General features: G+C 45.9%; 19 protein-coding genes. 1 reads left to right on the forward strand and 18 read right to left on the reverse strand.

Going from position 1 to position 23626, the window contains the following annotated elements; all coding sequences use genetic code 11:
* Positions 1–116: 116 nt before the first annotated feature.
* The 14 genes from V6984_RS13910 to V6984_RS13975 form a co-directional block, all read right to left on the reverse strand.
* Entirely contained in the window at positions 117–986 is an 870-nt protein-coding gene (locus V6984_RS13910; RefSeq protein ID WP_342756218.1) for a metallophosphoesterase, read from the reverse strand.
* A 77-nt stretch (positions 987–1063) separates the two neighbouring features.
* The gene (locus V6984_RS13915) at positions 1064–2227 is read right to left on the reverse strand and encodes a D-alanyl-D-alanine carboxypeptidase family protein (protein ID WP_342756219.1); all 1164 of its coding nucleotides are present in this window, start codon (positions 2225–2227) and stop codon (positions 1064–1066) included.
* A 68-nt stretch (positions 2228–2295) separates the two neighbouring features.
* Positions 2296–2889, reverse strand: coding sequence for a putative ABC transporter permease (locus V6984_RS13920; RefSeq protein WP_342756220.1), 594 nt, complete (start codon positions 2887–2889; stop codon positions 2296–2298).
* A 232-nt stretch (positions 2890–3121) separates the two neighbouring features.
* Positions 3122–3298, reverse strand: a complete 177-nt coding sequence (gene rpsU / locus V6984_RS13925; protein WP_016290398.1) for a 30S ribosomal protein S21 — start codon at positions 3296–3298, stop codon at positions 3122–3124.
* Positions 3299–3437: 139 nt separating this feature from the next.
* Positions 3438–6077: an alanine--tRNA ligase gene (gene alaS / locus V6984_RS13930; protein ID WP_342760012.1), complete on the reverse strand. Its 2640-nt coding sequence runs from the start codon at positions 6075–6077 to the stop codon at positions 3438–3440.
* Positions 6078–6100: 23 nt separating this feature from the next.
* On the reverse strand, positions 6101–7489 hold the full coding sequence (locus tag V6984_RS13935) for a glycine--tRNA ligase (RefSeq protein ID WP_342756221.1): 1389 nt from the start codon (positions 7487–7489) through the stop codon (positions 6101–6103).
* Between the two features lie 35 nt (positions 7490–7524).
* Positions 7525–8163: a hypothetical protein gene (locus V6984_RS13940; RefSeq protein ID WP_342756222.1), complete on the reverse strand. Its 639-nt coding sequence runs from the start codon at positions 8161–8163 to the stop codon at positions 7525–7527.
* Between the two features lie 124 nt (positions 8164–8287).
* Positions 8288–8941 (reverse strand): DNA repair protein RecO, encoded by a 654-nt coding sequence (recO, locus tag V6984_RS13945; protein WP_342756223.1) that lies wholly within the window; start codon positions 8939–8941, stop codon positions 8288–8290.
* Positions 8877–9092, reverse strand: coding sequence for a hypothetical protein (locus tag V6984_RS13950; RefSeq protein WP_342756224.1), 216 nt, complete (start codon positions 9090–9092; stop codon positions 8877–8879). Before V6984_RS13950 ends, recO begins: the two co-directional genes overlap by 65 nt.
* 88 nt (positions 9093–9180) lie before the next feature.
* A complete protein-coding gene (gene era / locus V6984_RS13955; protein ID WP_342756225.1) occupies positions 9181–10095 on the reverse strand; it encodes a GTPase Era in 915 nt (304 codons plus the stop codon).
* A gap of 3 nt (positions 10096–10098) precedes the next feature.
* The gene (locus tag V6984_RS13960; protein WP_342756226.1) at positions 10099–11151 is read right to left on the reverse strand and encodes a DUF4349 domain-containing protein; all 1053 of its coding nucleotides are present in this window, start codon (positions 11149–11151) and stop codon (positions 10099–10101) included.
* Between the two features lie 36 nt (positions 11152–11187).
* On the reverse strand, positions 11188–14133 hold the full coding sequence (locus V6984_RS13965; RefSeq protein ID WP_342756227.1) for an insulinase family protein: 2946 nt from the start codon (positions 14131–14133) through the stop codon (positions 11188–11190).
* 205 nt (positions 14134–14338) lie between these two features.
* A complete protein-coding gene (locus V6984_RS13970) occupies positions 14339–15088 on the reverse strand; it encodes an RNA polymerase sigma factor region1.1 domain-containing protein (protein WP_342756228.1) in 750 nt (249 codons plus the stop codon).
* Between the two features lie 29 nt (positions 15089–15117).
* Positions 15118–15978, reverse strand: a complete 861-nt coding sequence (locus tag V6984_RS13975) for a hypothetical protein (RefSeq protein ID WP_342756229.1) — start codon at positions 15976–15978, stop codon at positions 15118–15120.
* Between the two features lie 302 nt (positions 15979–16280).
* Between V6984_RS13975 and V6984_RS13980 the strand changes: the two genes are divergently transcribed.
* Complete coding sequence (locus tag V6984_RS13980; RefSeq protein ID WP_342756230.1) at positions 16281–20510, forward strand: acyl-CoA dehydratase activase-related protein; 4230 nt, start codon at positions 16281–16283, stop codon at positions 20508–20510.
* A gap of 35 nt (positions 20511–20545) precedes the next feature.
* Here the strand turns inward: V6984_RS13980 and V6984_RS13985 are convergent, their stop codons facing one another.
* Genes V6984_RS13985 through V6984_RS14000 form a run of 4 tightly spaced genes read right to left on the reverse strand, consistent with a single transcriptional unit; the run spans position 20546 to position 23619 of the window.
* The gene (locus tag V6984_RS13985; RefSeq protein ID WP_342756231.1) at positions 20546–21511 is read right to left on the reverse strand and encodes a cysteine ABC transporter substrate-binding protein; all 966 of its coding nucleotides are present in this window, start codon (positions 21509–21511) and stop codon (positions 20546–20548) included.
* A gap of 21 nt (positions 21512–21532) precedes the next feature.
* Entirely contained in the window at positions 21533–22285 is a 753-nt protein-coding gene (locus V6984_RS13990; RefSeq protein WP_342756232.1) for an amino acid ABC transporter ATP-binding protein, read from the reverse strand.
* Positions 22286–22301: 16 nt separating this feature from the next.
* Positions 22302–22979, reverse strand: coding sequence for an amino acid ABC transporter permease (locus tag V6984_RS13995; RefSeq protein ID WP_342756233.1), 678 nt, complete (start codon positions 22977–22979; stop codon positions 22302–22304).
* Entirely contained in the window at positions 22942–23619 is a 678-nt protein-coding gene (locus V6984_RS14000; protein WP_342756234.1) for an amino acid ABC transporter permease, read from the reverse strand. The genes V6984_RS13995 and V6984_RS14000 overlap by 38 nt, the downstream gene beginning before the upstream one ends.
* Positions 23620–23626 lie beyond the last annotated feature (7 nt).

A 23626-nucleotide genomic window follows, 5' to 3' on the forward strand; every position in this document is an offset into this window, starting at 1 on the left:
GAAGTTATATTTTTTAAAAATTACATTTTACGGAAACTCAAGTAATCATTTTATACCGCATGCCCGCCCGGCATGCCGCGTTACTGTTCACTCCGTTCGCAGTAACCATCCCACTCCTATCTTCGGCACAAATCGATGATAATAAGCTCTCCCGGATTAAATATCCTAATGGGAATCGTATGCATTCCAAGTCCCCTGCTCACCACCATTACGGAATCATCCTCCACGAACATACCGCCGTCATACTTAGGGAAAAAACGGACCATCGGAGAAATCACTCCTCCGAGCCATGGAAGTCTCATCACTCCGCCGTGCAAATGTCCTGCCACAGTAAGGTCCGCTCCCCATTTTACATATTCTTTAAAATAATCCGGGTTGTGGGCAATCAGAAGCCTAAAAGCCCTATCTTCCTTTTTTCCCAAAAGATTGTCAATATAACCTTCCTCCATGGTGCTTTGCTGAAACCGCTTATAGTATTTTTTCCCTATCTCCAACCCGAAAATTTCGATGTTGGTATCAGAAAGATAGACTTTGTCATTTTCCAAAAGGCGGACGCCGCACCTGATCAGCTTTTCCTTGTATTCCTCATACAAATCCCCGTAAGCCTCTTTATATGTCTTAATACGGTACTCATGATTCCCGTTCGCATAAAAAACAGGGTGTTTCGATGCCAGATATCTCAAAAGCTCTATCGGCTCCTCGTATTTCGTCTTCTTTTCAGCGGCCGTCACCATATCTCCGGCAATCAGAATAAAATCTGGCGAAGCCTCCTCCACCGCCTTTATCAAATCTTCATTCTTATGTCCGAAGCATTTATTATGCAGATCCGACAGTAAGACAATCCTGGTGTTTTTTAAGATTTTCTCTGAACGTATCACATATTCTCTCTTCACAAAACGAGTGCTGTCATAAATAATCGATATGACAAACGCCACGAGAAGCGCTATTTCAAGCACCCGTATAACAGTTGATCCCATCTCCGGCATCTTATTCCTCCATCCACCAGACCTTTTTGCCGGCATTTTCATACCAGCTATTCTTTAGTGTACCACATTTTCTCAAATTATAAAAGGAAATACCGAATCGTCTTTATCACATAGTCTTTATATCCGGCTTTATCCACTGCCTTGGCTGCAACGATGGATATGCTTCCTATTCTCTGTCCGCCCAACTGGTATACCGCCTCACCGATTGCCTGCCCCTCCTCTATCGGAGCTTCTATCTGGGCCGGAAGGCTGATAGTTTTTTCTATTTCCGTCAGGTTATTTCCCTTGGTATCCAAATATCTGAACTCTCCGGCATAGCTTAAGTTGACAGTATCATCCACACCGCCCTTGATAACCTGTGCAGGCAGGGCATCTTTATTCTCATCCACATAAATGTTGCTCACACTATAGCCATAGTTGAGCAGCGACATCGCATCCTGAAATCTTACCTTATTGTCCGGAGCCGCCATGACTACCGCTATCAGTTCGATCCCGTCCTTATTGGCAGTCGCGGAAAGACAGTATTTCGCCTTGTTTGTGGAACCTGTTTTCAGTCCCGTAGCCCATTCGTACTGCTTTAAAAGCTTGTTAGTGCTGGACAGAGTAAAAGTCGAGGTTCCCTGTCTCGTTACATGAGAAATATCCTCCATCCAAATCTGCGTATAATCCAGTACCTCGGGATACTTGGTTATCAGTTCCCTCGACATAATCGCCACGTCTCTGGCCGAAGTATAATGAGTATCCGAATCCGAAAGTCCGCAGCTGTCCTCAAAATGCGTATGATCCATACGCAGTTCTTCCGCCCTCTGGTTCATCAGCTTCACAAATTCGGACTCGCTTCCTGCAATGTACTCCGCCACCGCCACACAGGCATCGTTTCCCGATGCCACAGCGATACACTTTATCAGGGTCTCTAAGGTCTGTACCTCTCCTTCCTCCAGGAACACTTGGGAACCGCCCATGGATTTGGCATATGCGCTGGTCATGATCTGATCATCCAAATGTATTCTTCCCGACCCCAGATGATCGAAAATAATCAACAGCGTCATAATCTTCGTTATGCTGGCAGGACTCTTTTCCGCATCTGCCTCTTGTTCGCAGATGATCTGCCCTGTAGAAGCTTCTATCAATATGTAAGAAGGCGCGGATACCTCCGGCACCGCCCTCGCGTAAAGTATGGAGGAGAAAAACAAGCAGATACTGAACCCGTAGCAAATAGCAGCTTTCACCAATTTCTTCACAATACACACTCCTGTCAGGTGTTCTACTACTATAAATATAAAAAAGCGATTCTGTTTAGAACCGCTTTTTAATACCATCTTGTTTTAAAGTTCTGATATTTATCCATCCATCTGTCCTTCTGTCCGCGTATATCAATACGAAACGCGCGGGTCAGCTGAATAATATAATCCACAGTAACGACAGCGAGTATCAGTCCGCATACCCGGCTTCCCATGGAAAAGCTCAGGCTGTCGATAAAACCTATCACTCTCGAATGCAAAAAAGTTATGATGAATACCGCATACAACCCCCATGCGGCCGTACTTTCCAAGCATATGATGCCTTTGTAATTACATGGCTTATCGTTATAATCCCACCAAACTTCTCCGAACAGCTTAAGCATGAGCTTTCCTACTAAAAATTCAAAAATAGTAGCCATAACAGCTCCCGCCAGATACAATCCGAAGAAATGGCCGTTTAAAGGATGGAGTATGGTATATCCTATCACCGCTCCAAAGCCGTAAATCGGACAAAAAGGACTCTTCGCGAACCCTCTGTTCGTCAGCCTTCTGTTGCAAAAAGACATGTAAATGGATTCTACCAGCCAGCCCAGCATGCTGTAGATTACGAATGCCGAAACAAAATGATAAATATCCGTTCCCAGTATTTCTCTTGTCCACATATCGAATTCCCCGCTATAAGATATATCATAGTATAAAAAAGCGGACAAGTCCGCATCAACTCCCTAATCCCTCACTCATAAGGGACTTGGCTGCTTTTTTAGCGCCGAATGCAGTCACACAGTGACATCTTCCTTTTGCATTCGTACGCATCCATTGTTATATAATAGGATCATTTTCTTATTATATAACAAAGTCCTTGATTAAAAAACCAAGGACTTGCCGTTCACACAATTAATTATATTTACGTTTTCTTGCTGCTTCGGATTTCTTCTTACGTTTTACGCTTGGCTTCTCGTAATGCTCTCTCTTACGAATTTCCTGCTGAATTCCAGCTTTTGCACAACTTCTTTTGAAGCGACGTAAAGCGCTATCCAAAGTCTCGTTTTCTTTTACGATTACGTTTGACATTCCTACACCCGACCTCCCTTCAGTCCCTTCCTAGCAACACGACTGATTGGGTTTATTCTATTTACGCATAAATATGCTTACATATCCTTATGCACAATAATGATTATATCACATATTTTTGAGCAGTCAACCTATTTTTTTAAATTATTTGCGTTTCCAACACTTTTTCGGACTCTGCAATCGCCGCATCGATGCCTCCCGGATTCTTGCCGCCTGCCTGAGCCATGTTCGGACGACCACCACCACCACCGCCAACTAAGGCTGCGATTCCTTTTATCAGATTGCCCGCATGTGCTCCCTTCGCTACCGCACCTTCCGTCGCCATAGCTACCAGATTCACCTTGCCCGCTTCATCGGATAAGAGAACAACAACGCCTTCCTTAAGCTTCGTCTTCAGCTGGTCGCCAAGATCGCGCAGACCGTTCATATCCACACCGGACACCCTGGCAGACAGAAGCTTCACACCCTTAATTTCTTTCACCTGATCCATGACATCGCCAAGGGCTTCCTTGGCAGCCTTGCTCTTCAAGGATTCATTTTCGCTTTGCAGCGCTTTTATATCTGCCATCAGATGCTCCAGCTTTTCCACAAGGGAAGCAGGTGTTGCCTTTACTGCTTTTGCTGCCTCCTCCAAAGTCTTTTCTAACTCCGCATAATAATGGAACACACCGGCTCCCGTCAGCGCTTCGATTCTTCTTACACCCGCTGCAACGCCGCTTTCGGATATGATTTTAAATGCAGATATCGCTCCTGTGTTAGCTACATGAGTACCACCGCATAATTCAGTGGAGAAATCACCCATTTTAACAACGCGCACCGTTTCTCCGTATTTTTCGCCGAACAAAGCCATCGCTCCGCTCTTCTTCGCTTCCTCTATCGTCATGATGCTCGTAAGTACGGGCAGTGACTGTTCGATTTTCTCATTTACAAGCTGCTCTACCTTGGCGATTTCTTCCTCAGTCATGGCGGAAAAATGGCTGAAATCGAAACGGAGTCTGTCCCCGTCCACAAAAGAACCAGCCTGTTCTACATGAGTGCCTAACACCGTTCGCAAAGCCTTCTGGAGCAGATGGGTGGCGCTGTGGTTTTTGCATGTATCCGCTCTTCTTTGCTCATCCACAGATAAAGTCACTTTATCCCCTATTTTGAACATGCCTTTTTTTACTTTGCCGATATGTCCTACCTTACCGCCAAACAGCTTCACCGTATCCACTACTTCGAATTCGGAGTCTCCGGCATAGATCATGCCGATATCTGCACTCTGGCCGCCCATGGTCGCATAGAAGGGCGTCTCTTCCACGAATATAGTTCCCATCTCACCGTCCGTCAGGGCCTCTGCCAGCTCTGCCTCCGTGGTAAGCACGGTAATCCTGGAATCGTGCACCAGTCCGTCGTAGCCTACGAACTGAGTCGTAACTGCAGGATCTATGGACTCGTATACCGTAACGTCGGCTCCCATATAGTTAGTAACCTTGCGCGCCGCACGAGCCTTTACCTTCTGTTCCTGCATCGCCTCCGCAAAGCTTTTTTCATCCACGGTAAAACCTTTTTCTTCTAAGATTTCCTTCGTCAGATCGAGAGGAAAACCGTAAGTGTCATATAACTTGAACGCATCTTCCCCGGCAAGCTCCTTCACACCGTCCTTTTCCATGGAAGCCTGCATCTCTCCGAGTATGACAAGGCCCTGATCGATGGTCTTGTTAAATTTCGCTTCCTCCTGTGTGAGCACATTGAAAATAAAATCTTTCTTCTCTTCCAATTCAGGATAGCCGTCCTTGCTTCCCTCGATTACCGTCTTGCTTAAATCAGCAAGAAACTGTCCTTCAATTCCCAAAAGCCGTCCATGTCTTGCCGCACGGCGGATAATACGCCGCAGCACATAGCCCCGTCCTTCGTTGGTGGGCATAATTCCGTCAGAAATCATAAACGACGCGGAACGGATATGGTCGGTAACGATACGGATAGATACGTCCCAATCGTATTTCTTCTTATATTCCTTGCCCGAAATCTCGCATACCTTGCTGCTAAGTGCCTGAATGGTATCTATATCGAAAATAGAGTCCACATCCTGCACAACTGTTGCCAGTCTTTCCAGTCCCATTCCCGTATCGATATTTTTCTGTTCAAGCTCCGTATAATTGCCTTTACCGTCGCTTTCGAACTGGGTAAACACGTTGTTCCACACCTCGATATAGCGGTCGCACTCACAGCCCACCTTACAGTCAGGCTTTCCGCAGCCGTATTTTTCTCCGCGGTCATAATAAATTTCAGAGCAGGGACCACAGGGACCGGAACCGTGCTCCCAGAAATTATCTTCCTTGCCAAAGCGGTAAATGTTCTCCGCCGGGATTCCGATTTCCTTGTTCCATATATCGAATGCCTCATCGTCCTCCATGTATACGGAAGGATATAGCCTATCCGCTTCCAAACCTACTACCTCTGTGAGAAACTCCCAGCTCCAGGCAATAGCTTCATGCTTAAAGTAGTCGCCAAAGGAGAAATTGCCCAACATCTCGAAAAAGGTTCCGTGGCGGGCAGTTTTTCCTATATTTTCAATATCTCCGGTACGGATACATTTCTGGCAGGTCGTCACCCTTTTCCTCGGAGGAATCTCCTGTCCCGTAAAATACGGTTTTAAGGGCGCCATACCGGAATTGATCAACAACAAACTATTGTCGTTATGGGGCACCAGGGAAAAACTTTTCATCGCCAGATGTTCTTTCCCTTCAAAAAATTCGAGAAACATCTTTCTAAGTTCGTTTACTCCATACTGTTTCATTTCCATAATCCTTTCTTTCGTCCTTAAAAGGTAAATTTATCCGCAAAATATGCGTCGAGGTCAGCAATGGCCACACGCTCCTGATCCATAGAATCACGGAAGCGTACGGTAACGCAATTGTCTGTCTCGGATTCGAAATCATAAGTAATACAAAACGGAGTTCCTATCTCATCCTGTCTGCGGTATCTTTTTCCGATATTTCCTCTGTCGTCAAATTCACAGTTATATTTCTTTGACAACTCCATGAATATTTTCTCTGCACCTTCGTTTAACTTCTTGGACAGTGGAAGCACTCCGATCTTAACCGGGGCCAGCGCCGGATGGAAATGAAGTACGGTTCGTACATCGCCTTCTCCGATTTCCTCTTCATCGTAGGCCGCACAAAGAAAAGCCAAAACTACGCGGTCCGCGCCGAGAGACGGCTCAATAACATACGGTACGTATCTTATGTTCTTCTGATCATCAAAATAAGTCAAATCCTGCCCCGAGGTGTTCTGGTGCTGGGTAAGATCATAATCGGTCCTATCTGCAATTCCCCACAACTCGCCCCAACCGAAGGGGAATAAAAACTCGATATCCGTGGTAGCCTTGGAGTAGAAGGAAAGCTCTTCCTTATCGTGATCTCTGACGCGCATCTCTTCGTCCTTCATGCCGAGTGTCTTCAGCCAGTCGATACAGAACTGCTTCCAGTATGCGAACCACTCAAGATCCGTATCCGGCTCACAGAAAAATTCCAGTTCCATCTGCTCGAATTCTCTTGTGCGGAAAGTGAAATTGCCCGGTGTAATTTCGTTGCGGAAGGATTTCCCTACCTGACCGATACCGAAGGGAATCTTCTTTCTGGATGTTCTCTGTACGTTCTTAAAGTTCACAAAGATGCCCTGTGCGGTTTCCGGTCTTAAGTAAACTGTGTTCTTCGCATCCTCCGTCACTCCCTGAAACGTCTTGAACATCAGATTGAACTGGCGGATATCTGTGAAATTATGTTTGCCGCAGGTAGGACAGGGAATGTTGTTGTCTTCGATAAACTGCTTCATTTTCTCTTGAGACCAACCGTCTACGGAGCCATCCAAAGCAACATTATATTCTGCCGCATAATCCTCGATAATTTTATCTGCCCGGAACCGCTCGTGACATTCCTTGCAGTCCATCAAAGGATCCGAGAAACCTCCCAGATGTCCCGAAGCCACCCAAGTCTGGGGATTCATAAGTATTGCGCAGTCCACACCCACATTATACTGGTTCTCCATGATGAATTTCTGCCACCACGCGCGTTTCACGTTGTTCTTCAGTTCCACACCAAGGTTACCATAATCCCATGTATTGGCAAGCCCGCCGTAAATCTCAGAGCCGGGATATACAAATCCTCTCGCTTTCGCCAGTGCTACTATTTTCTCCATTGTTTTTTCCATGATTACACCCTCCTGCCCGTTTTTACGGTACTTTTTTATTTAAAAACTATATAATACTTTCCCAAACTTTCCCCATTTTCGTCCGTCTGCATAGCTGCCTCGTTCCTGCCTAAGGAAACTACATTGTCGCCGGAATACAAGATTTTCCCGAAAGTCTCCACGCGAAACGGTACCTCAGAAATCAATATGTGATTTTCTCCCATGCCAAGAAGCTCTTGTTTTCCTATGCTTTCCTCTTCATTCTCCGCGCTTGTTAAGGTTACATCCAGCGAATGCCCCCCGTCATAGGCTTCCTTCACTGTCCCGATAAATAGCTGCCTGCTGTCAAATTGGTTGGAATTGTAGTCCGTATATGCCTCCGCAGACGGATATTTCATCGTTACCGTAATGACTCCATTCTTATTTTCGAATTTATCTACGGATATGTCCCGCTCCGAATCCCGGTTATACTCCGCGACCTCCGAAAGAATCATACTTCGCAAATCATCTTCATTATAATAATCGGCGGAAAAATCCTCCGTTATCGTCTCCATTATGCTGCCGTCTTTTAGGACTTCCATCACCGTATTGGATGAGGCTGCCGCCTGTGCCCTGCTGTCTGTATCGCTTTCCCCACATCCCCATAAAGAGAGCCCCGCAAAAAGAACTCCCGCTATCGCTCCTATTTTACGCATTATCTTCGTCCTCCGACACCGGACATCTTTCTTCATGTCCTTTTCTTTCCTCGTTACATTTACATTCACAATATTATAGCTGACTTAAGTTCGTTTTTCAATATATAAATTACGCCAAAGCATTTCATACGGTCAAGTCCTTCAATATGGTCAGGCTTTTGAATTCCCTATCCATGTATTCTTTCTTAAAAATATCCGCAATCGCCCTAAGTTCCCCAAGCACCTCATCGGTCACAGTAAAAGTATATAGCTTCTCCACCGGGCTGTGTTCTATGTAGCTCATAGTATAAACGGTGGATTCCACGAAATTGTTCTTATTCGGTATTCCCGGATATTCCCCGTTTAAAACGAGCGCCTTTATTTCAAATATGCAGCGCACCAGATTTTTATTCAGCGAGGAAAGCTGCAAGGCCCTGAGTGACTGGTACAAAAGCTTTAGCATTTCCTTCTCATCGTTGTTCTCTCTGGTGTAATAATCCATGACTTCCAAAAAATACATTCCATAGCATGCCGCTTCAAAATCTTCCCTGAGCTTTTCAAAATAATTGGATATATCCGCCTCCACGATATTGTAAGAAGAACGACCCTCATACATTTTGAATTCTCCGAAGGAAAAGGGGGAGGCGGCAGCCACAAGCCTGCTGTTAGGCTTTCTCGCCCCTTTGGCGAAGGCTGACACCTTTCCCCTCTCTTTCGTCAAAATAACGACGCGCCTATCGTATTCCCCGATAGGCACTGTCTTCAAAACCATTCCTGTTAGTTTCACAAATTCCTGCATATGGATTATCTCCTATGGTCGCACTGCCGTCCGGTACATAGCCTTCGGACGAACCGGACGCCGTCGTTTCCTCCTGTGCATTCTTAAAACTTAAGTAATCCTCAATTTTTCCGGTATTAAAAAATTGTTGCCAGTAGTTTCGTTCTTTCATCTTGTGCCCCCTAACGTAATGATACTAAAAAGCTATACTTTAGTTTCACTTTCAGTATTAATATTAGGGTTCGCTTTTTTTGGATTTCCTATTCGGATTCTTTTGGATTGTAGCCAAAATTTTTCATAAGGAAATCGCTGTCCCGCCAATCTTTTTTTACCTTTACCCAAAGCTGCAGATTCACGCGGCATTCCAGCATATCTTCGATTTCAGGCCGCGCCTTGCTGCCTATCTTTTTAAGCATGGCGCCTTGCTTTCCTATGACGATTCCTTTGTGAGATTCTCTTTCACAAACGATGGTGGCCTCAATATCGGCAATCGATTCCTTGCTGCTCCTCCGGTATTTGATGCTTTCTATGGATACCGCGATTCCGTGAGGTATCTCATCCTCTAAGCACCTGAGTGCTTTTTCTCTTATAAGCTCCGCCACGATCTGGCGTTCCGGCTGGTCAGTTACGGTGTCCTCATCATAAAATGCCGGTCCATAGGGCAGATATTTCATAATACAGCTTATGAGCGCATCCGTGTTGTCGCCCTTAAGCGCCGATACCGGCACGATTTCCGCAAAATCCATCTCTTTTCGATAAACATCGATAAAATTCAATATCTCAGGCTTTTTCACCGTATCCGTTTTGTTAATGACGAGAATGACCGGAGTCCGGACCTTTTTCAGCTGCTCGATGATATGCCGCTCGCCCGCTCCGATATAAGCAGTGGGCTCTACCAGCCAGAGAATGACGTCCACCTCGGACATAGTCCGTTCCGCAACACGCACCATATAGTCTCCCAGCTTATTCTTCGCCTTATGGATTCCCGGCGTATCCACAAAGACGATCTGGCCTTCCTTAGAGGTGTAGACCGTCTGTATCCTGTTTCTTGTGGTCTGGGGCTTATTACTTGTAATCGCAATTTTCTGTCCGATCAGGTGGTTCATCAGCGTTGATTTCCCTACATTGGGCCTGCCTATTAAGGTAACAAATCCTGATTTATAATTATCGTTCACATTTTATTCCTCACTTTTGCTTTCGTTCGCTTCCGCTTTGTTTGACTCGATTCTCTCCGTCTTATCCTCTTTCTTTTGCTTATACCTGTGAAAGAGGGAGCCGCTGCTTTTGTTATCCTTTTTCCTAATGAAATGCCGAATAAGCAACACAGCCAGTATAATAACTATCGCCCATAAGACAATATATGGCAACCAGATAATGAAATAGATAAAGAAATTTTTGATTCCGTTTCCTACATTGTTCATGGAGCTTATGAATCCCACAGATATTTTTTCCCATGCAGAAACCTGAAGGGAGGGCGTCAGCACCTCTACCTCGCGGATATTTAAGTACACGGTAGAATAATCTACCAGATTATCGTAAGTACGAAGCTGAGATTCCATACTCTGAAGCTGATAGCGCACTTCCGACAGCCGTGCTTCTATAGCGATAATATCCTCCATACTTTCCGCTTTTTCAAGCAGTTCTAACAGCCGCTCCTGCTCCACCTCCAAAGCCTTTTTATGGCTTTCTGTGTCCACATACTGAAGGGTGATGTCCTGCGTACTCTCGGAGCGGCTTGTTACGTTGGATATGTCTGATACCGCCGTCACAAAATCATTCAGTCTCTCCCTCGGAATTCGAATAGTAAGGTTGGCAGACCTGTTGTTTTGCCCGTATCTGCTGCTTCCATTATAGACATTCAGATTCTCCATATAGCCGCCAAGCTCCGACACCTTACTTTCCACCTTGGGAAGAAGTTCGTCGAAAACCTCCGTCTCTACGTCCATGCTCACTGTCTCAATCAATTTACGATTGGATTTCACGGAAATTTCTGCGGAAGTTCCCCCTGCCTCTGCGGGTGCAGACTCCTCGCTGGCCACTTCATATTCTTGCACATACACTTCATCAGAGGCGTATCCCCCATAATCGGCATCACTGGCTTCCTGGGGCACCGCCGCACTGTCCGCCGTGGAAGAGCTTACACTTCCACAGCCTGAAAAACCGAGCACAGCTACACCTATTATCGCTGCCCACAGCTTATATTTCCAGTTCTTTATCCGTAATTTTTCCATAATAATCCCCTATCCTTCCATCGCTGCAATGATCAATTAATGAAAAAGAGGCTCGATATTCATGAACATCGCTTCATTCTCTTTAAGTTTCTCTTCATTTCCCACCACACATAAGCAGTCCTCTTTCATAAAAGCTCTGATATATTCCGACAACCCTCTTATGGTTTCTGCCGTCGTGGCAAGCAACTCATCCCTTTCCTGCTGCACCCTGTCGAAAGACAAATTAGTCAGATAACCTCCCATGGAATAAATTCCTTTGGTGGCCGGTGTCATTGGTACGTCCAAATCGCTGATGGCTCCGATGATAAACTGGGTGATCGTCCTTTCGTCCGCTTCGAAGGTGCTTATATAATCCGCCGCATTCTCATATACTTCCACTGTTTTCTCCAAATTGGGATCTCTGTAAGATACGAAATAGCTGTCTCCCGATTTACTGAAATTGCACATGCAGCCGTAAGCGCCGCCCTTTACCCTCACTCTGTTCCAGAGGAAATCGTAACCCATCATCACCTTAAGCACTTTAAGCGCACCGGTGTAGGGAAGCCCTTCGTGAATGAAGTTGCCCGCACGGCATACGAACTGTATCTGTGCGGAGGTAAGGTACCCTTCGTTCTTCCTTACAAGCTTAGGCTCAAATTTCTTTTTCTCCACAGGAAAAGTATACAGACCTTTTTTAAATTCTCTCACCATCGTTTCAATTCCAGGATATTCTTTTTCAGTTGCAGTGTAATCCACCATGAGGTTCTCCGGCCGGAAGATATATACCGCAAGCTGCTTTAATTTCTCGATCAAATCGTCTTTCTCATCTTCGAACTGCGATTCCAGCTTTTCTAACAAACGATACTGCGGAATGCCGCTTATCTGTTCCGCCACCGCCGCCGTACCCGAGATGTAAGACAATGCTCTTATTGCCGCCAGAGAATGGCCTGATGAGGTCATAGTAGCCTGCATTCTGGACTGTACCTCTGCAATGATTTCATACAGGCGCTTGGTATCGTCGAACTTGGAATGGAGTGCGATTTCTTCTACCAGCTTGAAAGCCTCCTCCAAATTTTCATACAGTACTTTTGCTTTGATTTCGAGTTTCATACTGTAATCATCCAGATTCAGCGCATTGGAATAAGTATTCACTACCATGTCAATGCCGCCGGTCTTTATATTCGTCTCGTGGTATAAATCGCCGTAGCTGTAATTTAACGTATCCACCATGCCCAACACCTGCTTCAATATGCCGATATAAGGGAACAGCTCCTCCGGTACGCTGCCGATGTCAAAGACGAACCGCAGATAGCCAATGCCATTTGTAAATATATTGTGGAACAATATCAGGGTGCCGTCCGAATACCGCTCCTCGTTGACAAAGTCCTCCGCTTCCTTTTTCATATCCGCTCTCGTTAAAAGAGGTATCTTCTCCAAATCCTCCTTGGAACTGGGTTCCTCCTGATAGCGCTCCAGCGCCTTCGTCTCCTCTATGATTCTCTCCAAATCCCGTTCACTTAAGGTTTCCCTGTATTCCTGAAGCTCCTTTTGCAGTGCGGCCTCCTTTTTGGAGGTCAGGCCCTTCTGGGGTGAGAGCACCAGCACCGTCTTATGAGTGTTGTTAAGGAGATATTTTTTTACCAGTTCTTCAAAATATCCGGTTTCTATTTCTTTTTTGAGTGCCGCAAAAGTATCGTTCGCCTCCACATGGATCAACGGCTTTCTCTCGTCATAAAGCCAGCTGTCAAGTACCTGAAGTCCCAGAATAAGCCCTTTCGGGTAAGAGCCGAAATCCGATTCTCTATATTTGAATTCAAAGTAGTTAAGGCCTGCTGCCAGCGCCTTTTTATCTATTCCGTTTTCTGCCTGCCGCTCCAGCACCTCCTCAATAGTCCGCACGAACTCCTCCTTACGGGAAAGGTCCGTATTCTTAGCCACTACGGAAAAGAATGGCTGCATAATCCCATTATCATAGGTACTGTATATTTCCTTGCCGATTCCCTTATCTGTCAGCGCCTGCTTCAAGGGCGCGCCCGGTGCGGAGCAAAGAGCATAATCCAGCACCTGAAAGGCGATATACAGCTTTCTGTCCAGATTATCACCGACTACGGTATTATAGGTCAGGTAAGTATTTTCCTTCTCCGACTCATCTTCCATAATCGAATATTCCTTGAATATTTCTCTGGGTGCTTCGAAAAACTCCTGAAGCTTAATCTGGGAGTCTATGTTAAGCGCTTCAAAGCGGGACAAATATTCCTCGTCGATAAAACGCAGCTTCTGCGCCATATCCATATCACCATATAAATAAATATAGCTGTTGGAAGGATGATAATACTTTCTGTGGAAATCCAGAAAATCCTCATAAGTAAGAGATGGAATCACATCCGGGTCTCCTCCCGATTCAGTGCCGTAAGGCGTATCCGGAAAAAGGGAATTAAGAACCTCTCTGTCCAGAACGTCGTCCGGCGAGGAAAAGGTTCCCTTCATCTCGTTGTAAACCACTCCGTTAAGCGTCAGCTCATCCTCTGCGCTTTCCATCTCATAGTGCCACCCCTCCTGTCTGAATATCTTCTCCTCTTTGTAAATATTAGGATAAAATACCGCATCCAGATAAATGTGCATTAAATTCTGAAAATCCTTGTCATTGCAGCTCGCTACCGGATAAACGGTCTTATCGGGATAGGTCATCGCATTTAAAAATGTATTCAAAGAACCCTTCACTAATTCTATAAACGGGTCCTTTGCCGGAAAATTTCTGGAGCCGCAAAGCACAGTATGCTCTACGATATGCGCCACTCCGGTACTGTCTTCAGGCGGAGTGCGAAAGCCGATATAAAAAACTTTGTTATCATCCTCATTTGACAATACGGTAATTCTCGCTCTCGTCTTCTTATGGCGAAGAAGTACTCCGTGGGAATTCAAATCCTTTACCTCTCTCGCCTCTATAATTTCATAGCTTTCCAAATCCTTTATATTTCGCTTCAGTTCTTCTATATCTCTCATACTAAATGTCGTTCTCCTTTTCCCGCCAACTTCTTTTATCGTTATTTTCTCCATTTTCAATATATTAACAGCAATTTTATCATATCATACTCTATCATTTTTAGCAAAATAGAAAAACATATGCAGAACAAAACTCATTTGTAATATAACAACCGCTCTCTGCTAAGTAGACAGAGAGCGGTCGATTGTCTAAGATCCGCATATTTTACCGCTTTTCAATATATTCGATATTGTCTCCGCTCATGCGAATTGCTTCCAGAATAATCTCTTCCGATAGCTTGCTCTCCTGCGAAAGCTCTGCCACCGTCACCTTTCTTTGCAGTACCTCTGCGAGCTCCCTGGCATGGTCGGTCACCTCATTGACCTTATCCAATACCAATTTATCCGTCTGCTTTTCCTGGAGAGTTCCTGCAATATGCTCCTCCATGGCATCCATGATCATTTTACCCAGCATTCCCTGCGCTTCATCAGAGTGCTCCATGCATCCAAGCATTGTTACACCCGTCGCCAGAGCCAGATTGCCTTCTCCAATCAAATCCTCCAGATAGACTCCTTGTCCGCCGTACAGTTTGGCGATTTCCACTACCTCGGGAAGGTAAATCTCAACAAGTCGGGACTGCGCCTGGACATCTCCCGCCATGGCAGACAAGATAACCGCATCCCTCTCTCCTGCCGTGGCTTGTTCAAGGAGTTTAAGTTCCTCCAGGTAGGCTTCCAGATAATCGGTTTCCTCTTTCGTCAGGTATTCCTCCGCTTCCGCCGGCTGCCCTATCCCTATCCTCTGCTTTTTTAAATAATCGGTGACCAGTTCCATCTGCTCCGGGGATAGTTCCATCTCCTTAAAAGCAGACGTTATCTGCTCCTGCGATATACAATTCCCCTGCTCCTTCGCAGTCCGCTTCAGTCCCTCCAAAGTATTTGCGAACAGAATCTCCTTGTTCATCTTTATACCCATACTCCTTTCAACCTTCTGTCTCCTGCCGCTTAGTATAGTTTCACATGCTCATGGGTGAATAAATGCTCCTGGCAGTATTCATAATTACCGTCACACTTGGAACAGAAACGGAATTCCAACCCCGGACTGTCCACTTCTGTTCTGCCGCAAATCGCGCATTTATGCTTTGTCACTCCCGTACTTCTTTTCACTTCTTTTTTAAACTCCTGACGACGCTTTACCTGCCTCGGCGACATATGGATATGGTTTCTCGAGGTGAACCAGAAGACAAGGAAGTTAAGCAAGGACGCTCCCATCGCAAATCTGCTGTAAACGCTACCCGTAAGGAACTGTGCTCCCAGCATCACCGCGTATATAATTCCCAGCCACTTGATGCGAACCGGAATGATGAACATAAGAAGTACCTGAGCCTCAGGAAAAGTCGCTGCAAACGCGAGAAAAATGGACATATTTACATAATATGTGCTGAAGTAAAAGGAAATCGCGCTGAAGAAATCCTTCGCTCCATAAGCCGCCATCAGATCCCCGTTAAATATATAGCAATAGCCCATCAGAAGGAAGCTTCCAATTACCGTAAAAAGCATTCCCGAAAGCAGATAGACGTTATATCTGTAGGTTCCCCAGGACCGCTCCAGGGTCGTTCCGATAGAATAATAAAAGTAAAGCATAATTAACACGAAAAACAAATTGGAAGTATCCGGCGGCACGATGATCCAAGTAAGGATTCTCCAAATCTGTCCATGCAGAATCTCATAGGGGTTCAAGGTCAGATAAGATAAAAACAAAGGGTTTATCAAATTGATCAAATACCCTACCGCATAACACATGATCAGCATCAGCGAAATGTTCTTAATCGCATACTTGCCGAACTTTCTTTCAAAATTACTCATTTTTGTGTATTCCTCCATTCTATGCCTAAAAACATGCGAGTATATTCTAACATTCCCATCTGTAAAAGTAAATAAACTGGAGAAGGTTTCACGAGATATAATAAAAATTTAACTTTCTTATCCAGTTTTTTTACAAAATGTTCTAAAAAATATAATGAAAATATTCCGGCATCAACATTGCATTTTGTAGTTACGTGTCGTATAATGATTGGGCATGTCTGAGGACTATCCGCTATATATTATAAATAGGAAAGCTCCGGTTTTAACATGCCTAAATATCAAAAAAGGAAAGGGCGGATACTATGAGTGAATTACGCTATACTTTGGGAATTGATATCGGTTCAACCACTGTAAAAATAGCTATTTTGAACGATGCCCATGAAATATTGTTTTCAGATTACGAAAGGCATTTTGCAAACATCCGTGAAACTCTGTCAGGCTTATTGCAAAAGGCATACGATCAGCTTGGAAATATCGAGCTGCATCCAATGATCACCGGCTCGGGAGGACTTACCTTATCCAATCATCTGAAGGTTCCCTTCGTACAGGAGGTCATTGCTGTCTCCACCACATTGCAGGAGCTGGCTCCTCAGACCGACGTAGCGATAGAACTGGGCGGAGAGGATGCGAAGATCATTTATTTCGAAGGAGGAAATGTGGAGCAGCGTATGAACGGTATCTGTGCCGGAGGTACCGGCTCCTTTATCGACCAGATGGCGTCTTTATTACAGACGGACGCCTCGGGCCTGAACGAATATGCCAAGGAGTATCATTCCCTATATACCATCGCCGCGAGATGCGGTGTATTTGCCAAATCGGACATTCAGCCTCTCATCAATGAAGGTGCCACCAAAGAGGACCTTTCCGCTTCTATCTTCCAGGCGGTTGTAAACCAGACGATCTCCGGCCTCGCCTGCGGTAAGCCGATCAGGGGACATGTAGCTTTCTTAGGAGGCCCTCTATACTTTCTATCCGAGCTGAAGGAATCCTTTATCCGCACGCTGAAACTGGATGAAGATCACATTGTCAATACAGAACATTCTCATCTTTTTGCCGCTATCGGCTCCGCCTTGAATGCAAAGGAAGAGGTGTTTTACTCCATGGAGGAGATGGTTTTAAAGCTTTCCTCCGACATAAAAATGGACTTCGAAGTGGAACGTATGGAACCGCTTTTTGAAAACGAAGCATCCTACATGGAATTCAAGAGCAGACATTCCGTACATCACGTAGCCACCTCGGATCTGGCATCCTATCATGGAAATTGCTTTCTCGGCATCGATGCCGGAAGCACTACCACCAAAGTGGCTCTCGTAGCCGAAGACGGCTCTCTCCTGTATTCCTTCTACAGCAGTAACGATGGAAGCCCTCTGAAGACGGCAATCCGCTCCATCAAGGAGATTTACACACTGCTGCCTGAGGATGTAAACATCGTGCGCTCCTGTTCTACCGGATACGGAGAGGCGCTGATGAAGGCTGCATTTTTGCTGGATGACGGCGAAGTGGAGACGGTGGCACACTACTATGCCGCTGCCTTTTTCGACCCTTCCGTGGATTGTATTCTCGACATCGGCGGTCAGGACATGAAGTGCATCAAAATCAAAAATCAGACCGTGGACAGCGTACAGCTTAATGAAGCATGCTCTGCGGGCTGCGGCTCATTCATAGAAACCTTCGCGAAATCGCTGAACTACAGCGTAGAGGACTTCGCTCAGGCCGCATTGTTCGCAGAGCACCCTATCGATCTCGGTACCCGTTGTACCGTATTTATGAATTCCAAAGTAAAGCAGGCACAAAAGGAAGGCGCCAAAGTGGCAGACATCTCTGCCGGACTTGCATATTCCGTTATTAAAAACGCACTGTTCAAGGTAATAAAAGTAGCAGACGCTTCGGAACTGGGCAAGCACATCGTGGTACAGGGCGGCACCTTTTATAACGATGCAATCCTTCGAGGCTTTGAGAAAATTGCTGACTGCAAGGCAATTCGTCCCGACATCGCCGGCATCATGGGCGCTTTCGGAGCCGCTCTCATCGCCCGCGAACGCTATACTCAGGACTACGATACCTCCATGCTCTCTATCGAGCAGATAGAAGCGCTCCAATTCGAAACAAGCATGGCGAAATGCAAGGGCTGCACGAACAACTGCCGTCTGACCATTAACAAATTCAGCGGTGGTAGGCAATATATTTCCGGCAACCGCTGCGAACGAGGACTTGGAAAAACAAAAAATGAGGACGGGATCCCCAATCTCTTCGAGTATAAATTAAAAAGAATATTCGGCTACGAGCCCCTTCCTGCCGACGAGGCAAAAAGAGGACGGGTGGGAATTCCAAGAGTACTCAACATGTACGAGAACTATCCGTTCTGGCATATGTTCTTTACGAAGCTGGGCTATCAGGTGGTCCTCTCTCCTCTTTCCAACCACAACATTTATTCTCTCGGCATCGAATCCATTCCAAGTGAATCCGAGTGCTATCCGGCTAAGCTGGCCCACGGCCATGTGAGCTGGCTCATTCACGAGGGTGTGGATTTCATCTTCTATCCCGCTCTTTTTTATGAGCGCAATGAGTTCGAGGAGGCCAACAATCACTATAACTGTCCTATTGTAACCTCTTATTCGGAGAATATAAAAAATAATGTTGAAGAAATCGGACGCGGTGAAGCTGTTTTAAGAAATCCCTTCATGTCCTTCCGCGATGTAAAGACCATATCGGAAGCTTTAATCAAGGAATTTACGGAGATTCCTGCTGGGGAGATTATCGACGCAGTGGATGCCGGATGGAAGGAAATGAATCAGGCAAGGCTCGATATGATGAAAAAGGGCGAAGAAACGATAAAGTATCTGGAAGAAAACGGCAGGCATGGTATCGTCCTTGCCGGGCGTCCTTACCATATCGACCCTGAGATCAACCACGGTATCCCCGAGCTGATTACCTCCTATGGCGTTGCTGTTCTGACAGAGGATTCTGTTTCCCATTTAGCGAACCCGGAGCGTCCCCTCATCGTATCCGACCAGTGGATGTACCATTCAAGATTGTATGCTGCGGCAAGCTATGTAAAAACACGGGAGGATTTGGACCTGATCCAGCTGAATTCCTTCGGCTGCGGTCTGGACGCTGTTACCACCGATCAGGTAAGCGACATCCTTTCCGGTTCGGGTAAGATTTATACCTGCTTAAAAATTGACGAGGTAAACAACCTTGGAGCGGCGAGAATTCGTGTCCGTTCCCTGCTCTCTGCGATCCGTGTCAGAGATAGCAAAAAGCAGGAGCGGGAAATTCGCTCCTCTGCTATCCGTAAGGTTCAGTTTACGGAAAAAATGCGCGAGGAATATACAATTCTCTGCCCCCAAATGTCACCTATTCATTTCGAAATATTAGAACCGGCCTTCAGATCCTGCGGCTATAACTTCGAGGTATTGTCTAACGACAACAAGCATGCCGTAGACGTAGGGCTTAAATATGTAAATAACGACGCTTGTTATCCGTCCCTGATGGTCGTAGGGCAGATTATGGATGCTCTCTTGTCAGGAAAATATGACTTAAATAAAGTAGCTGTCATCATGTCACAAACCGGAGGCGGATGCCGCGCTACCAACTACGTAGGTTTTATACGAAGGGCTTTCGAAAAGGCCGGTATGCCTCAGATTCCTGTTATATCTCTCAACATGGCTGGCATCGAAACCAATCCGGGCTTTAGCCTGAATGCGGATTTGCTTATGCGTGCCGCCTACGGGGCTATCTTCGGGGACATTTTCATGCGCTGCATCTACCGTATGCGTCCTTATGAAAAAGAGCCCGGCTCGGTGGAGAAGGTGCATGCGAAATGGCTGAAGCAGTGTCAGGACTTCGTATCCGCAAAGCATATGAATTATTTTAAATTCAGGAAGATGTGCCGCTTAATCGTGGAGGACTTCGACGCGATTCCCATTACAGAAGAGGTGAAGCCGAAGGTCGGCATCGTAGGCGAGATCCTTGTGAAATTTGCTCCTGCCGCCAACAATCATCTTGTGGAGCTTTTGGAGTCCGAGGGTGCGGAAGCTGTGGTTCCTGATTTGATCGATTTCATGCTTTACTGCTTCTATAACCAAATATATAAAGCGGAGGAACTTGGCATGAGCAAGAAAGCAGCCATCGTTTCCAAACTGGGTATCGACGGCATCGAATTCCTGCGCGCTTCTGCAAGGAGAGCCTTTGAGAAGAGCAAACACTTCCATCCTCCGGTAAGCATATACAAAATCGTGAATTATGCGAAATCTATCGTATCCATCGGCAATCAGACCGGCGAAGGCTGGTTCTTAACCGGCGAAATGGTGGAACTGATACACGGGGATGTTAACAATATCGTATGTACCCAGCCTTTTGGCTGCCTTCCTAACCATGTGGTAGGAAAAGGTGTCATAAAGGAGCTTCGGAAGCAATATCCGCTTTCCAACATCGTTGCCATCGATTATGACCCGGGCGCCAGTGAGGTAAACCAGTTGAACAGAATAAAACTGATGCTTTCCACCGCACAGAAGAACTTAAAAAAATAGGACCTTTCGGTCCTATTTTTTATGAATATGCTTCATTAATCTACAATTCCGCCCTCTACTACCAAGCTGTCAGCATCCACGCTGTCTCCGTATACCGGCTTCAGGGTTTCTTCGAAATCCTTGTGGAAGAACTGCTCTGCTGCCAAGCCCTCAATTTCTTCATTGATCCAGTTAAGCAGCTCCGTATTGCCCTTCTGTACCGCCGGAGCGATCGTATCCAGATTTCCAATAGATTCAATACCTACCGCAAAGCCTTTGTTCTGCAAAGCCCAAGCCAATACTTCCGTATTATCCGTGGAGAAAGCATCTCCTCTTCCGTCTGCCAGAGCGTCATACGCTTCCTGATACTCATCAAATTTCAAAAGATTGATCTCAGGATAGTTCTCCTGGAAATAAGTTTCTGCCGTAGTTCCTTTTACTACGATAAGCGTCTTTCCCTGCAACTGCTCTACATCCGTTATCAGACTGCCCTCCGGAGAAACTACGCCCAGGGCTACCTTCATATAAGGTAATGCGAAATCTACCTGCTCGCTTCTTTCATCCGTCACGGTAAAGTTAGCCAGGATAATGTCTACCTTTGCGGATTTCAAATACTCAACGCGGCTGGCTGCCTCTACATATACGAATTCTACCGCATCCTCACTGCCGAATAGATCCAATGCAAGGCGCTTTGCAAAATACACATCATATCCTTGTACATCACCGTTGGCATCTACGTAGCCAAAAGGGTTTTTGTCACTGAATACGCCAATTACCAGCTTTCCGTCCGCTTTAATGTCCTCTAAACTTCTCGCCTGCGCCGAAGCGGAAGCGTCTTCCGATTCTGCGGCAACCGGCTCTGCAGCACTTTCTTCCTCCGCCGCTTCGCTTTCTGCTGCCGGTGCTGTTTCTTCCGCTGTCGGCGCAGCCGTGGAAGCCGCCTCCTGTGTCTGTCCGCAGCCTGCCAGTACACCTGCTAACAGACCTGCCGTCAAGATAACTCCTAATAATTTCTTCTTCATAATAATCCTCCTTCATTTTGTTTATATTTCTAACGCTTCATAATGAAACGTATTTAGAAACTGCTTTGCTCTTTCCGTCTTAGGATAGGCGAAAAATTCCTTCGCCGTATTCTCCTCTACGATGACTCCCTGATCCATAAATATGACTCTGTCCGCCACCGCCTTTGCAAATTCCATTTCATGGGTTACGATTGCCATCGTCATACCCTCCTGTGCCAGTTTCAGCACTACCTGAAGCACCTCGCGGACCATTTCCGGGTCCAGCGCCGCGGTGATTTCATCCAGAAGCAGTACCTCCGGATTCATGATAAGGGCACGTACTATGGCAACTCTCTGCTTCTGCCCGCCGGACAGCTGCCTTGGGAACGCATCCTTTTTATCAGACAGACCCACCCTCTCTAACAGGGCTGATGCCTCCCGTTCCGCTTCCTTCCGGTCTCTCTTCTGTACCTTTATCGGTGCCAGCAGAATGTTATTCATAATGCTAAGATGAGGAAACAATTCATAGCTTTGAAAGACCATACCTATTTTCTGTCTGTGCTGATGAACGTTCTTATCCTTTCTGTCTATGGTCTCACCGCCTAGAACGATACTTCCCTCATCGATAGGTTCCAACAGATTCAGGCACCTTAAAAAAGTGCTCTTACCGCATCCCGATGGCCCTACAATGACTACAACCTCTCCTTTTTGCAGGTTAAAATTGATATCCTTCAAAACCGGCTCGTTTTTTTCATATGATTTCGTCAAATGCTTTACCTGTAAAACTTCATTCATTTTTCATTTTGCCTCTCTAAATTTCGTATTTCTTTTCCAGCCATAGCGACAACCTCGAAAACGGATAACAAACGATAAAATACATGATAAATATCACTCCATATATCCAAAGCGCGGCGGTGGGCGTCTGATACCTCGAGGCGTCTATGATCTGTTTTCCCACTTTTACTACTTCAACCACGCCTATGAGCACCACCAGAGATGTAGTCTTTATCATTCTTGTAAGCAGATTCACGGCAGGAGGCAGCAATCTCCTTATCGTTTGGGGGATGATTACATAAAAATAGGTCTGCAGCTTATTCATCCCCAAGCCGCCTGCGCTTTCGTATTGGTGTTTCGGTGTGGAGATGAGAGCGCCTCGCACCAAATCGCCCATTTCCGCTGTGCCCCAAAAAGTGAATACGATAATAGCCGCTGTCTCACCCGACATGTTGATTCCCAAATGCTTCGCCGCGCCGAAATATACGAGGAAAAGCAGAACCAACTGAGGTAAGATTCTGACAGTTTCCAGATAAAGCCTCGTAATACATCGCACCGCCCTATTGTGCATCGTCATGACCATTCCTAAAAGGAAACCAAGCAAAATAGAAAGCGCCATAGCAATTACCGCGATGCGGAGGGTTACCCACAAGCCTTCCCACAGCCTTATAAAATTCCTACCCTGAAACAGCACTTGTATCCCCAAATCCTGCATAGCGCACTCTCCTTTCTATGAGTGATGCAAGGACGGATATCGGAAGCAGAATCACCAGATAAGCCGACACCAGCATAAACAACGCTTCATCCGTCTTGTAATAAATGCCGATCAAATCCTTTGCGACAAACATCAGATCCGCCAGCGCCACCGCGCTGAACACCGAAGTTTCTTTTATCAAAAAAATAACATTGGCACAAAACAGAGGAACAGAGGTTGATACTGCCTGCGGAAGTACGATATGCCGGAATATCTGGCTGTTTGTAAAACCCAGACTTAATCCCGACTGCGTCTGTATCTGCGCCACATTATCTAGTCCCGAACGAAACGCCTCCGACATGTAGCTGCCTCCTAAAAACGCCAGTCCAATAATCCCGCAGCTTTCTGAGCTAAGCACCACTCCCAGCTTGGGAAGGCCAAAATATAGAAAAAAAAGCTGTATTAAAAGCGGAGTATTTCTCGACAGTTCTATATAAGTATTCGCTATCTGTGTCAGTACCGGTATCTTCAAATATTTTACTATGCTCGTTACCAGACCGATCAGAAATGCCAGCAGAATTCCCACAGCAGCTATTCTTAATGTCAACCACGCCGCCTCGGTATAAAGCTGCAAATGTGTTCTCATAAATTCCAAATCCATCCGTCTC

This window comes from Kineothrix sp. IPX-CK (assembly GCF_039134705.1).
Lineage (GTDB): Bacteria > Bacillota > Clostridia > Lachnospirales > Lachnospiraceae > Kineothrix > Kineothrix sedimenti.

What these genes read in the sequence shown, in the direction of transcription:
- V6984_RS13935 (WP_342756221.1), bottom strand. Translation starts at nt 7,489, where the DNA reads ATGGAAAAAACAATGGAGAAAATAGTAGCACTGGCGAAAGCGAGAGGA.
- V6984_RS13990 (WP_342756232.1), bottom strand. Translation starts at nt 22,285, where the DNA reads ATGAATGAAGTTTTACAGGTAAAGCATTTGACGAAATCATATGAAAAA.
- V6984_RS13995 (WP_342756233.1), bottom strand. Translation starts at nt 22,979, where the DNA reads ATGCAGGATTTGGGGATACAAGTGCTGTTTCAGGGTAGGAATTTTATA.
- V6984_RS13965 (WP_342756227.1), bottom strand. Translation starts at nt 14,133, where the DNA reads ATGAGAGATATAGAAGAACTGAAGCGAAATATAAAGGATTTGGAAAGC.
- V6984_RS13950 (WP_342756224.1), bottom strand. Translation starts at nt 9,092, where the DNA reads ATGAAAGAACGAAACTACTGGCAACAATTTTTTAATACCGGAAAAATT.
- V6984_RS13960 (WP_342756226.1), bottom strand. Translation starts at nt 11,151, where the DNA reads ATGGAAAAATTACGGATAAAGAACTGGAAATATAAGCTGTGGGCAGCG.
- V6984_RS13975 (WP_342756229.1), bottom strand. Translation starts at nt 15,978, where the DNA reads ATGAGTAATTTTGAAAGAAAGTTCGGCAAGTATGCGATTAAGAACATT.
- V6984_RS13980 (WP_342756230.1), top strand. Translation starts at nt 16,281, where the DNA reads ATGAGTGAATTACGCTATACTTTGGGAATTGATATCGGTTCAACCACT.
- V6984_RS13970 (WP_342756228.1), bottom strand. Translation starts at nt 15,088, where the DNA reads ATGGGTATAAAGATGAACAAGGAGATTCTGTTCGCAAATACTTTGGAG.
- rpsU (WP_016290398.1), bottom strand. Translation starts at nt 3,298, where the DNA reads ATGTCAAACGTAATCGTAAAAGAAAACGAGACTTTGGATAGCGCTTTA.
- V6984_RS14000 (WP_342756234.1), bottom strand. Translation starts at nt 23,619, where the DNA reads ATGGATTTGGAATTTATGAGAACACATTTGCAGCTTTATACCGAGGCG.
- V6984_RS13940 (WP_342756222.1), bottom strand. Translation starts at nt 8,163, where the DNA reads ATGCGTAAAATAGGAGCGATAGCGGGAGTTCTTTTTGCGGGGCTCTCT.
- V6984_RS13920 (WP_342756220.1), bottom strand. Translation starts at nt 2,889, where the DNA reads ATGTGGACAAGAGAAATACTGGGAACGGATATTTATCATTTTGTTTCG.
- V6984_RS13910 (WP_342756218.1), bottom strand. Translation starts at nt 986, where the DNA reads ATGCCGGAGATGGGATCAACTGTTATACGGGTGCTTGAAATAGCGCTT.
- alaS (WP_342760012.1), bottom strand. Translation starts at nt 6,077, where the DNA reads ATGAAACAGTATGGAGTAAACGAACTTAGAAAGATGTTTCTCGAATTT.
- V6984_RS13985 (WP_342756231.1), bottom strand. Translation starts at nt 21,511, where the DNA reads ATGAAGAAGAAATTATTAGGAGTTATCTTGACGGCAGGTCTGTTAGCA.
- recO (WP_342756223.1), bottom strand. Translation starts at nt 8,941, where the DNA reads ATGCAGGAATTTGTGAAACTAACAGGAATGGTTTTGAAGACAGTGCCT.